16 protein-coding genes and 1 riboswitch are annotated in these 17,567 nt (G+C 73.3%); of the genes, 8 read left to right on the plus strand and 8 right to left on the minus strand.

The features are described 5' to 3' along the window. Positions 1-40: 40 nt before the first annotated feature. Positions 41-2,482, plus strand: a complete 2,442-nt coding sequence (locus V6U77_RS00765) for a S8 family serine peptidase (RefSeq protein WP_442934347.1) — start codon at positions 41-43, stop codon at positions 2,480-2,482. A gap of 19 nt (positions 2,483-2,501) precedes the next feature. On the opposite strand, the gene V6U77_RS00770 is transcribed toward V6U77_RS00765, so the two are convergent. Continuing rightward, on the minus strand, positions 2,502-3,092 hold the full coding sequence (locus V6U77_RS00770) for a dienelactone hydrolase family protein (RefSeq protein WP_334604084.1): 591 nt from the start codon (positions 3,090-3,092) through the stop codon (positions 2,502-2,504). A gap of 63 nt (positions 3,093-3,155) precedes the next feature. Between V6U77_RS00770 and V6U77_RS00775 the strand changes: the two genes are divergently transcribed. From V6U77_RS00775 to V6U77_RS00785, 3 genes are all read left to right on the plus strand, one after another. Further along, on the plus strand, positions 3,156-3,746 hold the full coding sequence (locus tag V6U77_RS00775) for a helix-turn-helix domain-containing protein (protein WP_334604085.1): 591 nt from the start codon (positions 3,156-3,158) through the stop codon (positions 3,744-3,746). 99 nt (positions 3,747-3,845) lie between these two features. Beyond that, on the plus strand, positions 3,846-4,772 hold the full coding sequence (locus V6U77_RS00780; RefSeq protein ID WP_334604086.1) for a GNAT family N-acetyltransferase: 927 nt from the start codon (positions 3,846-3,848) through the stop codon (positions 4,770-4,772). 91 nt (positions 4,773-4,863) lie between these two features. After that, positions 4,864-5,061 carry a hypothetical protein gene (locus tag V6U77_RS00785; RefSeq protein WP_334604087.1) on the plus strand — a complete coding sequence of 66 codons (198 nt, stop codon included), beginning with the start codon at positions 4,864-4,866 and terminating at the stop codon, positions 5,059-5,061. A gap of 56 nt (positions 5,062-5,117) precedes the next feature. Here V6U77_RS00785 and groL read toward each other — a convergent pair whose 3' ends face one another. The 3 genes from groL to V6U77_RS00800 all read right to left on the minus strand — a co-directional run bounded on the left by groL (position 5,118) and on the right by V6U77_RS00800 (position 8,633). Beyond that, positions 5,118-6,740, minus strand: coding sequence for a chaperonin GroEL (gene groL, locus V6U77_RS00790; RefSeq protein ID WP_088998150.1), 1,623 nt, complete (start codon positions 6,738-6,740; stop codon positions 5,118-5,120). Positions 6,741-7,013: 273 nt separating this feature from the next. Then, on the minus strand, positions 7,014-8,252 hold the full coding sequence (locus V6U77_RS00795) for a hypothetical protein (protein WP_334604088.1): 1,239 nt from the start codon (positions 8,250-8,252) through the stop codon (positions 7,014-7,016). Positions 8,253-8,429: 177 nt separating this feature from the next. Further along, on the minus strand, positions 8,430-8,633 hold the full coding sequence (locus V6U77_RS00800; RefSeq protein WP_088998148.1) for a cold-shock protein: 204 nt from the start codon (positions 8,631-8,633) through the stop codon (positions 8,430-8,432). A gap of 210 nt (positions 8,634-8,843) precedes the next feature. Between V6U77_RS00800 and V6U77_RS00805 the strand changes: the two genes are divergently transcribed. Beyond that, positions 8,844-9,377 (plus strand): GNAT family N-acetyltransferase, encoded by a 534-nt coding sequence (locus V6U77_RS00805; protein WP_334604089.1) that lies wholly within the window; start codon positions 8,844-8,846, stop codon positions 9,375-9,377. A gap of 51 nt (positions 9,378-9,428) precedes the next feature. Here V6U77_RS00805 and paaN read toward each other — a convergent pair whose 3' ends face one another. Then, on the minus strand, positions 9,429-11,102 hold the full coding sequence (gene paaN, locus V6U77_RS00810; RefSeq protein ID WP_334604090.1) for a phenylacetic acid degradation protein PaaN: 1,674 nt from the start codon (positions 11,100-11,102) through the stop codon (positions 9,429-9,431). A 213-nt stretch (positions 11,103-11,315) separates the two neighbouring features. Between paaN and V6U77_RS00815 the strand changes: the two genes are divergently transcribed. Together V6U77_RS00815 and V6U77_RS00820 are read left to right on the plus strand one after the other, a co-directional pair. Further along, positions 11,316-11,864: a matrixin family metalloprotease gene (locus tag V6U77_RS00815; protein ID WP_334604091.1), complete on the plus strand. Its 549-nt coding sequence runs from the start codon at positions 11,316-11,318 to the stop codon at positions 11,862-11,864. 2 nt (positions 11,865-11,866) lie between these two features. Next, positions 11,867-12,379 (plus strand): hypothetical protein, encoded by a 513-nt coding sequence (locus V6U77_RS00820; RefSeq protein ID WP_311411751.1) that lies wholly within the window; start codon positions 11,867-11,869, stop codon positions 12,377-12,379. A gap of 590 nt (positions 12,380-12,969) precedes the next feature. Here the strand turns inward: V6U77_RS00820 and thrC are convergent. Both thrC and V6U77_RS00830 read right to left on the minus strand, forming a co-directional pair. Then, positions 12,970-14,256: a threonine synthase gene (gene thrC / locus V6U77_RS00825; RefSeq protein ID WP_334604092.1), complete on the minus strand. Its 1,287-nt coding sequence runs from the start codon at positions 14,254-14,256 to the stop codon at positions 12,970-12,972. A 10-nt stretch (positions 14,257-14,266) separates the two neighbouring features. Beyond that, positions 14,267-14,402, minus strand: a riboswitch (SAM riboswitch). 142 nt (positions 14,403-14,544) lie between these two features. Then, positions 14,545-14,973, minus strand: coding sequence for a DoxX family protein (locus V6U77_RS00830; protein ID WP_334604093.1), 429 nt, complete (start codon positions 14,971-14,973; stop codon positions 14,545-14,547). A gap of 163 nt (positions 14,974-15,136) precedes the next feature. Between V6U77_RS00830 and V6U77_RS00835 the strand changes: the two genes are divergently transcribed. Continuing rightward, positions 15,137-15,886: a hypothetical protein gene (locus tag V6U77_RS00835; RefSeq protein ID WP_334604094.1), complete on the plus strand. Its 750-nt coding sequence runs from the start codon at positions 15,137-15,139 to the stop codon at positions 15,884-15,886. Between the two features lie 75 nt (positions 15,887-15,961). Here V6U77_RS00835 and V6U77_RS00840 read toward each other — a convergent pair whose 3' ends face one another. Next, complete coding sequence (locus V6U77_RS00840; RefSeq protein WP_334604095.1) at positions 15,962-16,885, minus strand: hypothetical protein; 924 nt, start codon at positions 16,883-16,885, stop codon at positions 15,962-15,964. Positions 16,886-17,567 lie beyond the last annotated feature (682 nt).

A 17,567-nucleotide genomic window follows, 5' to 3' on the forward strand; every position in this document is an offset into this window, starting at 1 on the left:
TCCCGGGCGGCACACGGCGTCCGCGTCGTACTGTCGCAGGATGGAGGTCGGTCCCCCGTTTCCCGCCGGTCAGCCCGCCCCCCGCCCCCCGGTCGCGCCGGGCCGCCCGGGTCCCTGGCCGGTGGTCGCGGCGGCGGTGACCGGCTGCTGGACGGTCGGGCTCGTTGTCGTCGGCCAGCTCGGCGGGTGGCTGGCCGACCAGGTCGTGCTGGCCTCCGGGCTGGAGCGCGTGGTCTGGCTCTGGCCGGCGACGGTGCTCTTCACCGTGCTGCTGGCCGGCGCCCCCGCCCTGGCGCTCGCCCTGCTGCCCCGCTCGGCGGCGGTCCGTGCCGCCGGCCGGGTGTGGCTGGCGGCGGCGCTCGTGCTCGGCGCGCTGGGGCTGCTGCGGGCGGTCCCACCGGTGCACCACGAGGCCTACCTCGCGGCGCTGGCCGCCACGGCCGCCCTGGCCGCCCTCGTCCTGGGGCGGGCCCGCGGGAGGGCCGTCGCGCCGCCCCGGGCGTCCGCGCCGCCGGCCACGCTGCTCGGCGTGGCCGGCGGGCTGGCGCTGCTGCTGCCCTGGGTCTGGCTGGGGGCGCTCGGCGGGCTGCTGGAGACCGTGCTCGCCGGGGTCGCGGCCGCCGCGCTGGGCACGCTGGCCGGGGCGCTGCTGGACGACACCTTCTGGTCCCGCTTCGCTCTCGGCGAGCCGCCCCGGCCGGCCCGGCTGGTGCTGGTCGGCGGGCTGGTCGCCGGGGTCGCGCTGCTGCTGCTCGCCGCCGGGGTCGGGCAGTCCGGGGCGCAACTGCCCCTGCTGCTGACCCTGCCGCCGGCCGGCTTCGCGCTGGCGGCCCTGCACGCGGCGGCAGGGTCTCCGGCGCCCGCCGCCGCTGCCGGCGAGCCGGACGGGCGGGCGGATCAGGCCGCCGCCCGGCCCGCGACCCGTTGGCTGGTCGGGCTCGCCGTGCTCGGCCCGCTGGCCTTCACGGACCCCGAGGAGATCACCCTCGTCCTCGCCGGGACCCGCGACGTGCCGTTCTGGGTGGCCGTCACCGCCGGCGCCGGGCTCGCCGTGGCGGCCGTCCTCGCCGTGGCGTACGGCGTGCCGCTGACCCGGGGGCGGCGGCCCAGCCGGCGGGTCGCCGGGGCGACCGCCGGCGCCCTACTGGTGGCGGTCGGCGTGGTGGCCGTCGGGGTGGGCCAGCCCGGCCTGCACGGCGAGCGGCTCTTCGTGGTGCTCCGCGAACAGGCCGACCTCGGCGGCGTCCCCGCGACGACCGGCCGGGCCGGCCGGGACGCCCGGGTCGGCGAGGTCCACCGACGGCTCGTCGAGACCGCCGAGCGGACCCAGGCCGACCTGCGCCGGGACCTGCGCCGGCTGCGGCTGGACCACACCCCCTACTACCTGGTGAACGCGGTCGAGGTGGACGGCGGGCCGGCGGTACGGGCCTGGCTGTCGCGCCGGCCGGAGGTGGCCCGGGTGCTGGTGAGCCAACGGGTGCGGCCGCTGCCCGCGCCGGCCGGCCGCAGTCACGGCGCCGCGCCCGCGCCGACCGGGCCGCAGTGGAACGTCCGGATGGTCGGCGCGGAGCGGGTCTGGTCCCAGCTCGGGGTGGACGGCTCCGGGATCGTGGTGGGCAGCTCGGACTCGGGCGTGGACGGCGGGCACCCCGCGCTGGCGGGCGGCTTCCGGGGCGGCGACGACTCCTGGTACGACCCCTGGAACGGCACCCGGGAGCCGACCGACCTGGGCGGGCACGGCACCCACACGACGGGCAGCGCGGTGGGCCGGGGCGGCATCGGGGTGGCCCCGGGCGCCCGGTGGGTCGGCTGCGTCAACCTGGACCGCAACCTCGGCAATCCCGCGTACTACCTGGACTGTCTCCAGTTCATGCTGGCGCCCTTCCCGCCGGGCGGGGACCCGTTCACCGACGGGCGCCCCGCACGCGCCCCGGACATCCTCACCAACTCGTGGGGCTGCCCGCCGATCGAGGGCTGCGACCCCGGCGCGCTCCGGCCGGCCAGCGCCGCCCTGGCCGCCGCCGGCATCCTGGTCGTGGCCGCGGCCGGCAACACGGGGCCGTACTGCGGCTCGATCGACGACCCGCTCGCCCCGTACGCGGACGTGCTGACCGTCGGCGCGGTGGACCGGCAGCGCCGGGTCACCATGTTCTCGTCTCGGGGCCCGGTGCCGGGGGCGGCCAAGCCCGACCTGGTGGCGCCGGGCGACGAGGTGCTGTCGGCGATGCCCGGCGGCGGGTACGCCACCCTCAGCGGCACCTCGATGGCGACCCCGCAGGTGGCCGGCGTGGTGGCGCTGATGTGGTCGGCCGACCCGACGTTGGTCGGCGACCTGCCCCGCACCCGGCAGATCCTCACGGAAACGGCCACCGCCGTCCTGCCCACGTACGCCTCCCGGACGCAGACCTGCGGTGGCGACCGGAACGTCACCGGCGCCGGCCTGGTCGACGCGTACGCCGCCGTTCGCGCGGCGCGGGGATGAGGGTCGGGTGGAGCGCCGGTCACCGCAGCCGGTCGAGGAACTCCCGCGAGCGCCGCAGCACCAGTGCCGTCGCCCCCGCGTCGTACGACGGAAGCGTGCTGTCGGTGAACAGGTGCCGGTCGCCCGGGTAGACGAACAGCTCGCCGAGGTCGGACCCGGCGATGCCGACCAGCTCGCGGGCGGGTTCGATGTCGCCCTCCAGGGCGAAGAACGGGTCGGCGTCCATGCCGTGGATCTGCACCGGAACCCCGGCGGGCCAGGGGCCGACGGCCCATTCGCCGGTGACGGGCAGGCAGGCTTCGTAGAGCAGCGCGCCGCGGGCGCCGGGCCGGGTCTGGGCGAGCCGCTGGGCGGTGGCGGCGCCCCAGGAGAAGCCCGCGTAGACCAGGCCGTCGGTCAGCCCGGCCACGGCCCGGTCGGCGCGCTCGCGGAGCACCTCGCGGCCGACGCGTTTCGTGAGCGCCAAGCCTTCGTCGAGGGTCGGCGGGCGTTCCCCCTCGAACAGGTCGGGCGTGTGCACGGTGTGCCCGCCGGCCCGCAACTGTTCGGCGAACCCGCGCAGCCCGTCGGTGACCCCACACAGATGGTGGAACACCACGACTTCGGCCATCTCTACACTCCTGTCGACAGGCGACGACGATCGAATGATCCATGATTCTAGAACGGTCGAGAAATGTCGAGCAATGAGCGGATCCCGGACTACGACCTCGACGAGATGCTCGTGGTCACCGCGCCCGCCCAGCTTCGCGCGCTGGCCGATCCCCTGCGCGCCACGCTCCTGGAGCTGCTCCTGGAGCGCGCCGCCACGGTGACGGAGCTGGCAAGAGCGGTCGATCGGCCCAAGAGCAGCGTCGCCTACCACGTGAACGCGCTCGTCGACGCCGGCCTGCTCCGGGTGGTGCGGACCCGGCGGGTGCGGGCGATCGACGAGCGGTACTACGGCCGGGTCGCCCGCACGCTCTACATCGGCGCGCTCACCCACCCCGAGGACAAACAGGTCGCGTTCGCCGTCAACGGGCTCGCGGAGGCCGTCGCCGAATCCGCCGCGGCCCACGCCGCCGACGACCTGCGCTGCACCCTCGTCCACGCCCGCATCCCGGTCGAGGAGGTACGCGCGTTCTGGGCCGAGGTGCAGGCGCTGGCCCGTCGGTTCGCCCAGATCCCCCGGTCGGGCGACCAGGTGTACGGGTTCGTCGCCGGCCTCTACCCGACCGACGCGCCGACCCTCCCCGAGCCCGACCCGGAGCCGAAGCCGGCCGACTGACGCGGTCGGGCGGGCGGCGGCGGGCCGCGTGGTCCGCCGACCGGGCCGCGCCGGCAGGGCCCCTTCACCAGGATCGCCGGGTGATCTAGGGTCGGCGCCATGGACCTGGAGATCGCCGAGCTGGGACCGGACCAGCGACACAGCGTGGTTGATCTCTGCGGCCGGGCGCTGGACCTGCCCGAGGACGCGGCCGAGGCGCCCGACGTCGTGGACGCGCTCTGGACCCGGGCGGCCGCCGACCGGCCGGTGGTCGCGCTGGGCGCGTACCGGGGGACGGACCTTCTCGGGGTGCTGGTCTGCTCCGGCGCCGCCGGGGACGCCCGACTCGGGCACGTGGACCTGGTGGCGGTGGACCCCGCCCACCGGCGGGGAGGCGTGGGGCGGGCGCTGCTGTCGTCCGCCGAGCGGATCCTCGCCGGCCTCGGCGCGGCCGAGGTGCTGCTCGCCGGCAACCCGCCGTACTACGCCTGGCCCGGCATCGACGTGCGCTACACGCCGGCGGTCTGCGCCGCGCTGGCGCTCGGCTACCGGCAGGACCGCACGGCGTGGAACATGACCGCCGACCTGTCGTACGACGGCTCGCCCGCGCTGCGCCCGACGGAGCCCGCGGAGGCGCGGCTGGCCGGACGGGGGGTGACGGTCCGCCGCGCCGGCGCGGGCGACCTCCCGGCGCTGACGGAGTTCGCCCGCGCGACCTTCGGTGGGGCCTGGGACGCCGAGCTGGCCGGCTCGGTGGGCCGGGATCGGGCGGGCTGCCACCTGGCCGAACGCGATGGCGAGCTGCTCGGTTTCGCCGCGTACGGATCGTCGCGGCCGAGTTGGTTCGGCCCGATGGGCACCGCCCCGGCAGCCGAGGGCTCGGGGATCGGCGGGGTGCTGCTGCGCCGGTGCCTGCGCGACCAGCGGGCGGCGGGCGTGACGGCGGCGCAGATCGGGTGGGTCGGGCCGGTGCCCTTCTACTCGGGCAGCGCGGGCGCCCGGATCGAACGCGTCTTCTTCCTGTACCGCAAGGCACTCGGAGCCTGACGACGGGGCGAACCGGATATAGACGCCCTTAACGTCATTCGCCCGCATCGGTGATCGTCGCGCCCTACCGTGTGCGGTAGAGGAGGCAGCCATGACCACGGACGACGAACGCCCCGGCCCGTTGCCGTTCGACCGGCTCGACTACGGCGACGCCGAGCAACAGGCGGAGATGGCCGGCGTCGACGAGCCGGGCGACGAGCCGGTGACGCTGGTCGACGAGCCGGTGCAGGTCCCGCAGCCGTACGACCGGGCGCGCAGGAGACGCAACCAACGGCCACTGCCGACGTGACAGCGGAAGGGGCGGACCGCTGACGCGGCCCGCCCCTTCCGGCGTTGGAGCTGGACTCAGAAGTCCATGTCCCCGCCACCCGGACCAGCCGGGGCGGCCGGGGTCTTCTCCGGCTTGTCCGCCACGACGGCCTCGGTGGTGAGGAAGAGCGCCGCGATCGACGCGGCGTTCTGCAGCGCCGAGCGGGTCACCTTGGCCGGGTCGATGATGCCCGCGGCCAGCAGGTCGACGTACTCGCCGTTGGCGGCGTTGAGGCCGTGACCCGGGTTGAGGTTGCGGACGTGCTCGACGACCACGCCACCCTCGAGACCGGCGTTGACGGCGATCTGCCGCAGCGGGGCGTCCAGCGCGATCTTGACGATCTGCGCACCGGTCGCCTCGTCGCCGACCAGGTCCAGCTTGTCGAAGGCGGTCTTGCCGGCCTGCACCAGCGCGACGCCACCACCCGGGACGATGCCCTCCTCGACGGCGGCCTTCGCGTTGCGGACGGCGTCCTCGATGCGGTGCTTGCGCTCCTTCAGCTCGACCTCGGTGGCCGCGCCGACCTTGATCACCGCGACGCCGCCGGCCAGCTTGGCCAGCCGCTCCTGCAGCTTCTCACGGTCGTAGTCGGAGTCGCTCCGGTCGATCTCGGCCCGGATCTGGTTGACCCGGCCCTGGATCTGCTCCGCGTCGCCGGCACCGTCGACGATGGTGGTCTCGTCCTTGGTCACCACGACCTTGCGGGCGCGGCCCAGCATGTCGAGGCCGACGGCGTCCAGCTTGAGGCCGACCTCCTCGCTGATGACCTGGCCACCGGTGAGGATGGCGATGTCGGCGAGCATGGCCTTGCGGCGGTCACCGAAGCCCGGCGCCTTGACGGCGACCGACTTGAAGGTGCCCCGGACCTTGTTGACGACCAGGGTCGCCAGGGCCTCGCCCTCGATGTCCTCGGCGATGATCAGCAGCGGCTTGCCCGACTGCATGACCTTCTCCAGGATCGGGAGCAGGTCCTTCACCGACGAGATCTTGCTGTTGACGATCAGGAGGTAGGGGTCGTCGAAGACGGCCTCCATGCGCTCCGGGTCGGTCATGAAGTAGGCCGAGATGTAGCCCTTGTCGAAGCGCATGCCCTCGGTGAGCTCCAACTCCAGCCCGAAGGTGTTGCTCTCCTCGACGGTGATGACGCCTTCCTTGCCCACCTTGTCCATCGCCTCGGCGATGATCTCACCGACGCTGGTGTCACCAGCGGAGATGGAGGCGGTGGAGGCGATCTGCTCCTTGGTCTCGACGTCCTTGGCGAGCTTGAGCAGCTCCTCCGAGACGCTGGCCACGGCGGCCTCGATGCCCCGCTTCAGGGCGATCGGGTTGGCACCGGCAGCCACGTTGCGCAGGCCCTCGCGGACCAGGGCCTGGGCCAGGACGGTCGCCGTCGTCGTGCCGTCACCGGCGACGTCGTCGGTCTTCTTCGCGACCTCCTTGACCAGCTCGGCGCCGATCTTCTCGTAGGGGTCCTCGAGCTCGATCTCCTTGGCGATGCTCACACCATCGTTGGTGATGGTGGGGGCACCCCACTTCTTCTCGAGCACGACGTTGCGGCCCTTGGGGCCGAGCGTCACCTTCACGGCGTCGGCGAGCTGGTTCATGCCCCGCTCGAGGCCGCGGCGCGCCTCTTCGTCGAACGCGATCATCTTGGCCATACGGCGTTGTCCTCCTGGACACTCACGGGCCACCCGAGTGTGTGTCCCGGATGGGCCGCCTGGTGTACGCACCTTGGGACGTCGCCACCTGGCGACGACGACGTCTCCTCGATCGGGCCGGATAGCCCGCGACGACCGGCCATGTGCCGCGGCCGCGTCTGGACGCCGCCGCAGCCGTGGCCCTACCGCCCCGACCGTTGGCACTCACGGTATGCGAGTGCCAATGACTTGTTTAGCACTCTCCCCTGCCGAGTGCAAGCACGATGGCCCCGGTCAGCCGAGTTCACCGGCCAGCCGGGCGCTGTCCACCGGGCCCTCGTGGGCGCGCTGCTCGGCGTACGTGACGACCAGTCCGACCAGCTGGGCGAGGTGGGTCGGCAGGGCCAGCACCGCGCCCACCAGCGTCACCACGAGCACGCCGACCGCCGTGCCGGGCGACTCCAGCGGGGTGGTGCCGAACGGCAGCGCGCCGATGCCCTCCACCATGCCGGCCGCCCCGGCGCCGACGACGACCGCCGCCGCCACCAGCGCCACCCGGCCGAGCAGCAGGCCGAGCCGGTCGTGGAACATCCGGAAGGAGCGGCCGATCGGGTGCTGCCGCTCGAACAGGTAGACCGGGCCGGCCATGCTCAGCGCGAAGGCGAAGTAGATGCCGGGGATGACGCAGAGACAGACGCCGAGGCCGATGATCACGCTCATCAACAGGGTCCAGCCCCAGAGGCCCAGCGCCCGGCGTGCCCCGTAGGACAGGGCCGCGCCCATGCTCACCGGCTCGCCGGCCGCCTGCCGGGTGACCACCCAGGTGCCGGCCGCCCAGCCCAGGCTCTGCACCAGACCGAAGACGAGGGCGCTGCCGAGCACCACGGAGAGCATGACGCCCATGTCGGCCAGGAAGGTGTCGGGCAGCGCGGCGGGGTCGTCGGCCATCGACTCCTCCCATCTCGCGGACGGGTCGACGACCAGCGTGAGCACCGACACCACCACGGCCGGGAGCACCTGGGTGAGCAGCAGGATCGGCACCAGCAGCCGCCAGCCACGGCGTACGGCGCCGACGCACCGGCCGAACCAGCCGTTGACGCCGGCACCGGGCGGGGTGACGAGCAGGTCGGCCGGGTCGAGGCCGTGTCCGGGCGGGTACCAGCCGTGGGCCGGCTGTCCGGGGTAGGCGACCGGCGCGCCGGGGTACCACGGCTGCCCGCCGTACGGGCCGGAGCCGACCGGATATCCGCCGGCGGGCGGGAGGACCCAGGCCTGCGGCGGCTGCGGACCCGCCGGCGCACCACCGCCCGGGACGACGGGGCCGTCCGGGGCCGGGACGGCCGGACCGTCCGGGGCCGGGACGGCCGGGCCCGCACCCCAGGCGGTGGGATCGCCCGGGGCCGCAGGGGGCGGCGTGCCGGTGGCCGGGGGCGTGTCGGCGCCGGGCTCCGGTGCGGCCGCACCGCCGGGTGGCGGCGCGGCGGGGTCGGGGTCTCCCGGGGGCGGCGCGGCCTGGGGCGGCTGGTCGGACATGAACCCTCCTCAGCGGTGGCTGGAACGGCTCACGATCCTCCCCTGCCGACGCAACCGCGCCGACGCCCGCCCCCGCGCCGGCCGACGGCTGGACCGCACCGGCGGGTCAGCCCGCCGGCCGCCTGACGACCGGGGCGGAGAGGGGCCCACCGGGGGCGGGGGGCGACGGGCGCCCGGTCAGGCGACGACCCGCACGCGCTCGGCCTGAGGGCCCTTCTGGCCCTGGGCGATCTCGAACTCGACCCGCTGGCCGTCGTCCAGTGCCTTGTAGCCGTCCATCTCGATCGCCGAGAAATGGACGAAGACGTCCTGCCCGCCGTCGACGGCGATGAAGCCGTAGCCCTTTTCGGAGTTGAACCACTTCACGGTGCCCTGTGCCACGGTGCACTTCCTCACTCTGCGCGGCGTTCCACGACCCCGAGGCCGGGCGGGCCGGCACCGGAGGACCACCGGCTCGGCGATCGACGAGGGCCGCTGAAACGGTGACCGAAATCGCACGCTACACGAAGCGTGACGAAGGCGCACGACCACAAATCGGGCGAATTTCGACCGGTAGACATCGCCAGTCGTCGCTGTGGTAGGTATGCGTTCATGACGAGCACGCCCGGCGGGCCGGGACCGGGGCGGCGGGCGGAGATCCGGCGGGTCCGGCCGCACGACGCGGCCCGGATGCGGGCCCTGCGGCTGGAGATGCTCGCCGACGCCCCGCTGGCCTTCCTGGAGACCCTCGCCGACGCGGCGGCCCATCCGCACGCGGACTTCGCGGCCGGGGTAGCGGCCGTCTCCGTCGGGGCGGGCACCGCACAGTTCGTCGCGGACCCGGGCGGCCGGCTCGTCGGGCACGCCGGCGGCACGGTGGCTCCCGGGGAGCCGGGGCTGACCGTGGTGTACGCCGTCTACGTCACCCCGTCCTGGCGGGGCACCGGGCTCCTCGGCGACCTGGTCGAGACGGTCGCCCGGTGGTCAAGGGCCTGCGGGCGCCCCGAGCTCATGCTGGAGGTGGTGGTCGGCAACGACCGGGCCTACCGCGCGTACCGGCGGCTGGGCTTCGTCGACACCGGCGTACGCGTCCCGCACCCCACCGTCGCGGCGCTCACCGAACTCCAGATGCGCCGCGCGGCCTGACGCGGCTGCCCGGACCGACCCGTGCGGGGACGGTCCGGGCAGCCGGACGGATCACGCGTGCCGGCGCGACTGCACGATGCGGAACCGGTTGGCCACGTAGGCGCCGTCGGTGAGCGCCGAGTTCGCCGCCGCGTTGGCGCCGCTGCCGTGGAAGTCGGAGAAGGCCGCCGACTGGTTCACGAAGACCCCGCCGGTCAGGTTGCAGGACAGGTGCACCCCGACCTCGATCGCCGCCGCCTCGGCCGCGTCGAGGACCGCCTCGTCGGTGGAGTAGACCGCCGCGGTGAGCGCGCCCTTCTCGCCGACGGTGGAGCGAAGGATCTCCAGGCTGTGCGCGGTGGACTCCGTCGCGATGGCGAACGAGATCGGCCCGAACCACTCCTTCGAGTAGGTCGCGGTGTCGTCGGCCGCCAGCCTGACCACCGTCGGGGTGCGGACCACCGCGCCGGGGAAGGCGGGGTGCTCGACCGTACGCGACTCCAGCACCGCCTCGCCGACCTTGGTGACCTCGTCGAGACGCTCCAGCACCCCGTCGTTGACGATGGCGCCGGTCATCTCCACCCCGCGAGCCGGGTCTGCGGTGATCTTGGCGACCGCCGCGGCGATCCCGCCCGCCACCTCGTCGAAGCTCTTGTGCCCCTGGTCGGTGGCGATGCCCCCACCGGGGATGAGGATGTTCTGCGACGTGGTGCACATCTGGCCGCTGTAGAGGCTCAGGGTGAAGCCGAGGTTGCGGCACATCCCCGTGAAGTCGTCGGTGGAGTCGATCACCACCGTGTTCAGCCCGGCCTTCTCGGTGTAGACCGCCGCCTGGCGGGCGTTGGCCTCCAACCAGTCGCCGTACTCGGTCGAGCCGGTGAAGTCGATGATCTTCACGGCCGGGTGCAGGGCCAGCGTGGAGGCGAGCTTCTCCCCCGGGGCCTCTGGGGCGAGCAGCACCAGGTTCGGGTCGAAGCCGGCCTCGGCGAGCACCTCCCGGGCGTACTTCACCGTGATCGCCAGCGGCAGCACGGCGCGCGGGTGCGGCTTCACGACCACCGGGTTGCCGGTGACCAGCGAGGCGAACAGTCCCGGGTACGAGTTCCAGGTCGGGAAGGTGTTGCAGCCGATCACCAGCGCCACGCCGCGCGGCACCACGTGGAAGGTCTTGCTCATCCGCAGCGGGTCGCCCTTGCCGGCCGCCTTCTCCCAGCCCGCCGTCGCCGGGTGCCGGGTCATCTCCGCGTACGCGTAGGCCACCGCCTCCAGCGCGCGGTCCAGCGCGTGCGCGCCGCCGGCCTGGAAGGCCATCACGAAGGCCTGGCCGCTGGTGAACTGCACCGCGTTGGCCAGCTCGAAGATGTGCTTGTGCAGCCGGTCGAGGATCTCCAGGCAGACCCCCGCCCGGGCCTGCGGACCGGCGTCGCGCCAGCCGGGCAGGGCGGCGGAGGCCGCGGCGACCAGTTCGTCGGCGCCGGCGTGCGGGTAGCGGACGTTCAGCTCGACGCCGAACGGGCTGGTCTCGGTGGCGACCCGGTCGGCCGCGCCCGGCTGGTCGAGGGGGAAGTCACCGCCGAGGTACGCCTCGAAGGCGGCCTTGCCGTCGGCGGCGGCGGTCTCGCCGTAGACCCGGGGGCTGGGCGACTCGGGGTAGGCGGACCAGTACCCGCGCTCCGTGATCGCGGTCAGCGCACGGTTGAGGGTGTCGGCGTGCCTGTCGTACAGGGGGTGCGGGGTCTCCGTCATGCCCGCAATCATGCAACAGGAACCCCTCAGATCAGTAGGCCCGTGTCACAACTCAGATGGTGAGCTGCCAGTCCGTCCAGCCGCCGAGGCAGCGACGGCGTCGCCGCACGCCCGCACCCCCCTCGGGCGGACCGGGGTCCGCGGAATTCGGGTCACACCGGATTCCCCGGGTCGGATACAGTGACGACCTTCTATCTGTATCGAGGAGGTTCTGTGGAGCAACGAGAGTCTGCCTTCCGTCGCCGGCCGGCCTGGACAATGCTGGTGGTGTCCGGGATGCTCGCCGCGTCCGCCCTGTTCGCCACCCCTGCCGCGGCTGACGTGGGAATTGCCGGAAGCGCCTGCAATGCGGTCGACGGCGGGGAACTCGTCTACGATGACTTCACCAAGTACAACGACTCGCTCAGTCACGCGGTCAACCAGTGGAACGCGCTCAATCCCATCAACGTCAGAGCGGACGACGCCTGGAGTTACTCCGACGTCGACGTCAGCGACAGCAATGACGGCGGGAACGGCACGGTCGCCTACTACTCCTGCGTAGCCGGCGCGGACGACATCGTCATGAACACGCACTATCTCGACAGTTACAGCACCTCACGTGATCACGCCGCGATGACCCACGAATTCGGGCACGCCATCGGCCTCGACCACGGTCCTGAGGTGGCGGTCATGGACCCCTACCCGGCCGACTACAACCCGAACATGAACAACAATTTGCAATCGTGGGACATCAGCACCTATCACAGCAAATGGGGGTACTGAAGATGAACCACCGACTGAAGGCCCCGTTCGTCGGGCTGGTCGCCCTTGTCCTGGCCGTCGGCGGCTGGTTCACCTACCAACAGCTTCGCCCGGCTCAGACCCACCCGGTTTCGGTGAGCTTCGCGTTCGACACCACCAACCGCGCCAAGGTCGCCGGCTACGCCGACGCGGTCGTGGTCGGGACCGTCACTGGCGTCGCGGAGGTACGCCAGGGTGAGCGCGGCGCCCCCCACACCATCTTCAAGGTCGCCGTTTCCGACAAGCTCAAGGGCGACGTCGAGGACACCATCCTCGTCGACCAACTCGGCGGAACCCGCGGGAAGGACACCTGGACAGTCGAAGGCGTCCAGCAACTCGCCGTCGGCTCCGCGTACGTCCTGCCCCTCACCAGCCGGAACGGGTCCGACGAACACGTCCTGGTGCTGACCCCGACGCTGGCACCGGTCACCACGTCCGGCGCGAGCGTGCACGTCTGGACCCAGGCGGTGGCGAACCAGGACACCACGGTGTCCTAGCTCGGGCAGACACCGCGGGGCGCCCGGCCCCGATCCGATCGGCAGACAGCCCGGCCGGACCCACCACCCTCGGTCACCGACCTGACCGCAACCCGGTGGACGCGGTCAGGTGGGTGGTGGGGATCGACGCGCTCGGTCAGCCCGCCTGGCGTGGGTGTGCCGCACGACGACGATCGGGCCAGCGGATCAACCGCTGGCCCGATCGGAGGTTGGTCGGGAGGGACGCTCGCACAACGCCTCCGGCGTTGGGTCGCAAGAACTAGAAGTCTCCGGCGAAACGCCCTCCCGCACGGAGCATCTTGCGCCGTCCGATTCCTGCCGTCAAGTCCTTGTCGGCGCGTTTTCCGCACTCACAGCGAAAACCCAGTTACCGGCTGAATCCCCACCCTCCTGCCCGCAACCCCCCAGCCACGCCACCTCCCGGCCCCCCGAACCACGAGGCCGATCATGAGGTTGGCGGCACTGTTCGCGATCGACTTCGCGGCCAACCTCATGATCGACGCGGAGGGGACGGGCGCGGGCCAGGGTGGGTGGGCCAGGGTGGGTGGGGTGGGTGGGTGGGGTGGGTGGGTGGGGTGGGTGGGTGGGGGTCAGCCGAGGAGACCGGCGTCGCGGGCGGCACGCAGCGAGGGCTTTATGCGGTGGGTGGGACCGACCTGGCCGGCCACCGCGTCGAGGGTCTTGAGCCCCTCGCCGGTGTTGAACACGACGGTCTCCGCGGTCGGGTCGAGGCGGCCGGACTCGACCAGCTTGCCCAGCACGGCCACGGTCACCCCGCCGGCGGTCTCGGCGAAGACGCCGGTGGTCCGGGCCAGCAGCCGGATGCCGGTGCGGATCTCGTCGTCGTCGGCGTACTCCATCCAGCCCCCGGTGCGGCGCACTGCCTCCAGCGCGTAGAGGCCGGCGGCCGGGTCGCCGATGTTCAGCGACTTCGCGATGCCGGTCGGCTTGACCGGGACGATGGTGTCGGTGTCGGCGTGCAGCGCGGTGGCGATCGGGTTGCAGCCGGCCGACTGGGCGCCGAACACCTTCCAGCCACCGGCCGGCGCCTCGACCAGGCCGATCTCGACCAGCTCGGCGAACGCCTTGTCGATCTTGGTGAGCAGCTCGCCCGAGGCCATCGGGATCACCACCTGCGCGGGGATCCGCCAGCCGAGCTGCTCGGCGACCTCGTAGCCGAGCGTCTTCGAGCCCTCGGCGTAGTAGGGACGCACGTTGACGTTGACGAACGCGGTGTCCTCGAACTCGTCCGTCTCCACCAGCTCGCCGCAGAGCCGGTTGACGTCGTCGTACGAGCCGTCGATGGCGACCAGCTCACCGCCGTAGACGGCGGTGGTGATGACCTTGCCCTGCTCGAGGTCACCGGGGATGAAGACCACCGACGGCACGCCGGCCCGGGCCGCGTGCGCGGCGACCGAGTTGGCCAGGTTCCCGGTGGAGGCGCAGGCGTAGCGGCCGAAGCCGAGCGCACGGGCGGCGGTCAGCGCCACCGAGACCACCCGGTCCTTGAACGAGTGGGTCGGGTTGGCGCTGTCGTCCTTGACCCAGAGCGGGGCGGTGAGGCCCAACTCGGCGGCGAGGTGCGGGGCGGCCACCAACGGGGTGAAGCCCGGATCGAGGGTGACGCGGGTGGCCGGGTCCTGGCCGGCGGGCAGCAGCGCCGCGTACCGCCAGATGTTGCGCGGGCCCGCCTCGATCTGCTCCCGGGTCACCGCCGCGAGCGCGGCGGTGTCGTAGTCGACCTCCAACGGGCCGAAACACTCGTGGCAGGCGTGCTGGGCGGCGAGCGGGTAGCGGGCCGAGCAGGCGCGGCAGACCAGGGCGCGGGCGGGGCTGGCGGTGGTGTCGATGCCGGAGGGGGCGTACGTCGACGTCATGTCGAGGGTCCTCTCATCTTTCCCCGCATCGCACCCTGCGGCGGGGACGGAATTGGCACCTGCCCCACCGGTCGCTCTGCGGTGAGCGCGCGGGGTGGTTGCCGGGGCGTCGTCGGGCCGTATCCCTCAGCCCCTCTGGATGAGGTATGCAGTTGTGCCTGCGAGTCTAAGCACCGGCGACGCCCGGACTCAGGGGAGATCCCACGCTGTGAGCGACGCCGCAGGTTTCGCGCCGGCCCCCTGACCACGCACGGCGGCGGCGGACCCCGACGCCCTCGGCGGCCTGGGTCAGACGGTCACCGAGGTGGTCCCGGCCGGGCGCCGGGCGCGCAGCAGGGTGTCGACCGCCCACGTGCCGGGACCGAACACGGCGATCAGCAGGAACGACCAGCAGAACAGGATCGCCAGCTCGCCGCCGTTGCGCAGCGGGAACAGCGCGTCGGGCTGGTGCACCACGAAGTACGCGTAGGCCATCGAGCCGGACGCCAGCAGGGCCGCCGCCCTGGTCAGCAGCCCGACGAGCACCAGCGTGCCGCAGACCGCCTGGATCAGCGCGGCCCACCACCCCGGCCACTCGCCGAGCGGGACCGCCTCGCCGGTGCCCCGGTTCCCGCCGAGAATCCCGAGCAGCGAGGCCAGGCCGTGGCAGAGGAAAAGCAGGCCGACGACGACGCGGAACAGGGACAGGGCCGGGCCACCGATCCGGTCAGCGAGCATCAGGGCACCTCCGATCAGGACGAGGGGACGACACCAGGATGCCGACAGGGATTCGGTGATGTCGATTTGTTCCCTGTTCGTGGGAACGCTCCCAAGGATGCCGGCGTGGGCGCTGGCGCGGGCCCGCTACGGTGCGGGCACATCGACGGAAAGGAACACGCGAATGCGTCGCAAGCTCGTCCCGGTGGTGGCGCTCTCCCTGGCCTGCCTGCTGGTGGCCACCACCGCCTGTTCCTCGGGCAACCGGAAGAAGCGCAGCCGGTCCGCCGACCGGCCCGCCGGCACCGCCGCGAAGCGGGACGACGTCGACGCCGCCCCCACGACCACCCGGGCGACCCCGACCCCCCGGCGCACCGGCGACCAGCTCACCTGCCTCGAACTGCGCAACAGCCGGGTCGGCAGCAGGAAGGTCCGCTACCGCGAGTACGCCGCCCCGATCCGCCTCGCCGACGGACGCTGGTCCGACCGGGACGGCACGACGGTGCAGTTGCAGCGGCCGTGCGCCGTCGGCGACCTCGACGGCGACGGCGCGGGCGACGCCATCGGCGTGGTCGTGCTCGACGGGGGCGGCACCGGCCGCTTCTTCACCCTCGCCGCCTGGCGCAACGTCAGGGGCGAACCGGACTACCAGGCCCAGGTCGACCTCGGCGACCGCACCCCGGTGGAGAGCGTCAGCGTGCGCGACGGCAGGGCGACGGTGGTCTACCTGACCCGCCCCGCGGACGGCCCGATGGCGGAGCTGAGCATCCGGCGCACCGCCGTCTACCAGCTCCGGGGCACCACGCTGGCCGAGCTGCGCCACACCGACGCCCGGGTGACCGGGACATTCGGCGACGAGGAGACCGCCGACTCGGGCACCGCGCCGGACTCCCCCGACTCCCCCACCCGCAAGCGCAGGCCCCGGTCCCGCTGACGTCCCCGCGACCGGGCCGTCCCGGCCCGGGACCCGTCGACCGCTGCCGGCTCCGGCGGCAGGAGCACGCGCGGCTCAGCCCGGGACCGGCCGGTGGGCCGCTGGCCTCGGGAGCCGTACGGATGCGGTATCCGGGCAATTCTGCTGGCTCACCTCGCCGAGGCAGCCCCACCCCGGGCCCGGAGGGCGTTCGAAGTACTGGACGGGCTGCGACGGGACGGCCTCGGTGGTGAACGTGCCGGTACCGCTCGGGATGCGTTGCTCGTGGGAACCGGTCGTGTCGGTGTAGGAGGCGACGATGTGCCACTCGCACGTGTGGGTGGACACCTCGGGCTGGATACGGAAGGCCATGTTGGACTGACCGTTGCCCAGCTCGACGACGTTGCGGCGGAAGTACAGCCGGCCCTCCTCCGGCTCGCCCTCGGCCAGGGCGTACGGGCCGTGCGGCTTGTCCGTCGGCCCACCGGTCAGGTCCCACAGCAGCCCCTGCCGGGACTCCGCACCCGCCGGGGGAATGGTGACGACGGTCTGCGCCGTCGGTGCGTGGCACGAGTCCTTGACGGCAGTCATGTCGTTGATCGTGAGCCCGGCGGCGCGGTCGCTGTTCAGGTTCAGGTCGAACGTCTGGGCATGGCCGCGATTCTCGTTGCCGTCCTCCCGCGGGGCCACGTAGGACGCGTGCTCGACCATCCGGCCGCCGAGCGGCTTCAGGAACTCCCACACCTCCGGCCCTGCGCCGGTCAGGGCGGTGAGGGCCGCCTGCTCACCCTCGGTCAGCGGCCGGTCGAGCAGCACGGTGAAGGCCTCGGGCAGGTCCCGGTCGTAGTCGAGGGGCGTGACGGTGGCCACGAACGCGGGCTGCTCACGGTCGACCGCCTTCGCGGCCTGCCTGTCCGAGCGGGCCCGATCGGTGGCCGTCGACCGGTCCAGCAGAAGGTCGGCGTGGTAGGCGAACAGCACGCCGAGCACCACGACGACGGCGGCCACGGTCACGTACACCGCGCGCTGCCTCGGCGGAAGCCTGCGAAGACCGGGCAGGCGTTCGTCGGCCAGCACGGCCCAGGCTTTCGGCTCGCGCGGCGGCGCGGGCACAGACGCGGACGGCGGCGCGGGCGCAGACGCGGAGGATGGCGCGGGCACAGACGCGGCGGACCGCTCGGACGGCGGCGCAGGGGGCGACGCGGATGACGGCTCAGGCGGCGGCTCAGGCGACGGATTGGCCATACCCGATTCTCACTCACCGACACCAGAGCATCACTGGAACCGCTCTCACCTCGCCGGGGTCGAGCGGGACGGGTGACGTCGTAGGCGATTCAGCTCGACAGGCGCCGCACCCGGTCGGGACGGCCCGACCGTCGCCCAAACGGTGGCCCCGGTCCGGGTCGGTCCCACAGTTGGGGCAGCTCGACAGCACTCCACCGGAGCCACGGCGGCCAGATTCCCGGAACCCGCCGCGCGGCTGGCAGGGGCCCGGCGCGAGGGTGTCCGGGGCTCCGGCGGGGCCCGCCCGGTGCGATGATCGGAGGATGGTGACGGCAGGGGCGACGACGAGGCGCGCGTACCGACGTGCGGTCCCGGGTCCGGTTCGGACGGTCGGGGTCGCGGTCGCCGGCCTCGTCCTGCTCGGCGCCTGCGCGCCGGGGTCCGGCACACAGCCGGCCAGCCCACAGCCGGCCAGCCC

This window comes from Micromonospora sp. CPCC 205546, assembly GCF_036902715.1.
GTDB lineage: Bacteria > Actinomycetota > Actinomycetes > Mycobacteriales > Micromonosporaceae > Micromonospora.

Coding starts and splice junctions, on each gene's coding strand:
- paaN (WP_334604090.1), bottom strand. CDS start 11,102: ATGACGGAGACCCCGCACCCCCTGTACGACAGGCACGCCGACACCCTC.
- V6U77_RS00835 (WP_334604094.1), top strand. CDS start 15,137: ATGCGTCGCAAGCTCGTCCCGGTGGTGGCGCTCTCCCTGGCCTGCCTG.
- V6U77_RS00795 (WP_334604088.1), bottom strand. CDS start 8,252: ATGTCCGACCAGCCGCCCCAGGCCGCGCCGCCCCCGGGAGACCCCGAC.
- V6U77_RS00770 (WP_334604084.1), bottom strand. CDS start 3,092: ATGGCCGAAGTCGTGGTGTTCCACCATCTGTGTGGGGTCACCGACGGG.
- groL (WP_088998150.1), bottom strand. CDS start 6,740: ATGGCCAAGATGATCGCGTTCGACGAAGAGGCGCGCCGCGGCCTCGAG.
- V6U77_RS00775 (WP_334604085.1), top strand. CDS start 3,156: ATGTCGAGCAATGAGCGGATCCCGGACTACGACCTCGACGAGATGCTC.
- V6U77_RS00765 (WP_442934347.1), top strand. CDS start 41: ATGGAGGTCGGTCCCCCGTTTCCCGCCGGTCAGCCCGCCCCCCGCCCC.
- V6U77_RS00805 (WP_334604089.1), top strand. CDS start 8,844: ATGACGAGCACGCCCGGCGGGCCGGGACCGGGGCGGCGGGCGGAGATC.
- V6U77_RS00830 (WP_334604093.1), bottom strand. CDS start 14,973: ATGCTCGCTGACCGGATCGGTGGCCCGGCCCTGTCCCTGTTCCGCGTC.
- thrC (WP_334604092.1), bottom strand. CDS start 14,256: ATGACGTCGACGTACGCCCCCTCCGGCATCGACACCACCGCCAGCCCC.
- V6U77_RS00820 (WP_311411751.1), top strand. CDS start 11,867: ATGAACCACCGACTGAAGGCCCCGTTCGTCGGGCTGGTCGCCCTTGTC.
- V6U77_RS00785 (WP_334604087.1), top strand. CDS start 4,864: ATGACCACGGACGACGAACGCCCCGGCCCGTTGCCGTTCGACCGGCTC.
- V6U77_RS00780 (WP_334604086.1), top strand. CDS start 3,846: ATGGACCTGGAGATCGCCGAGCTGGGACCGGACCAGCGACACAGCGTG.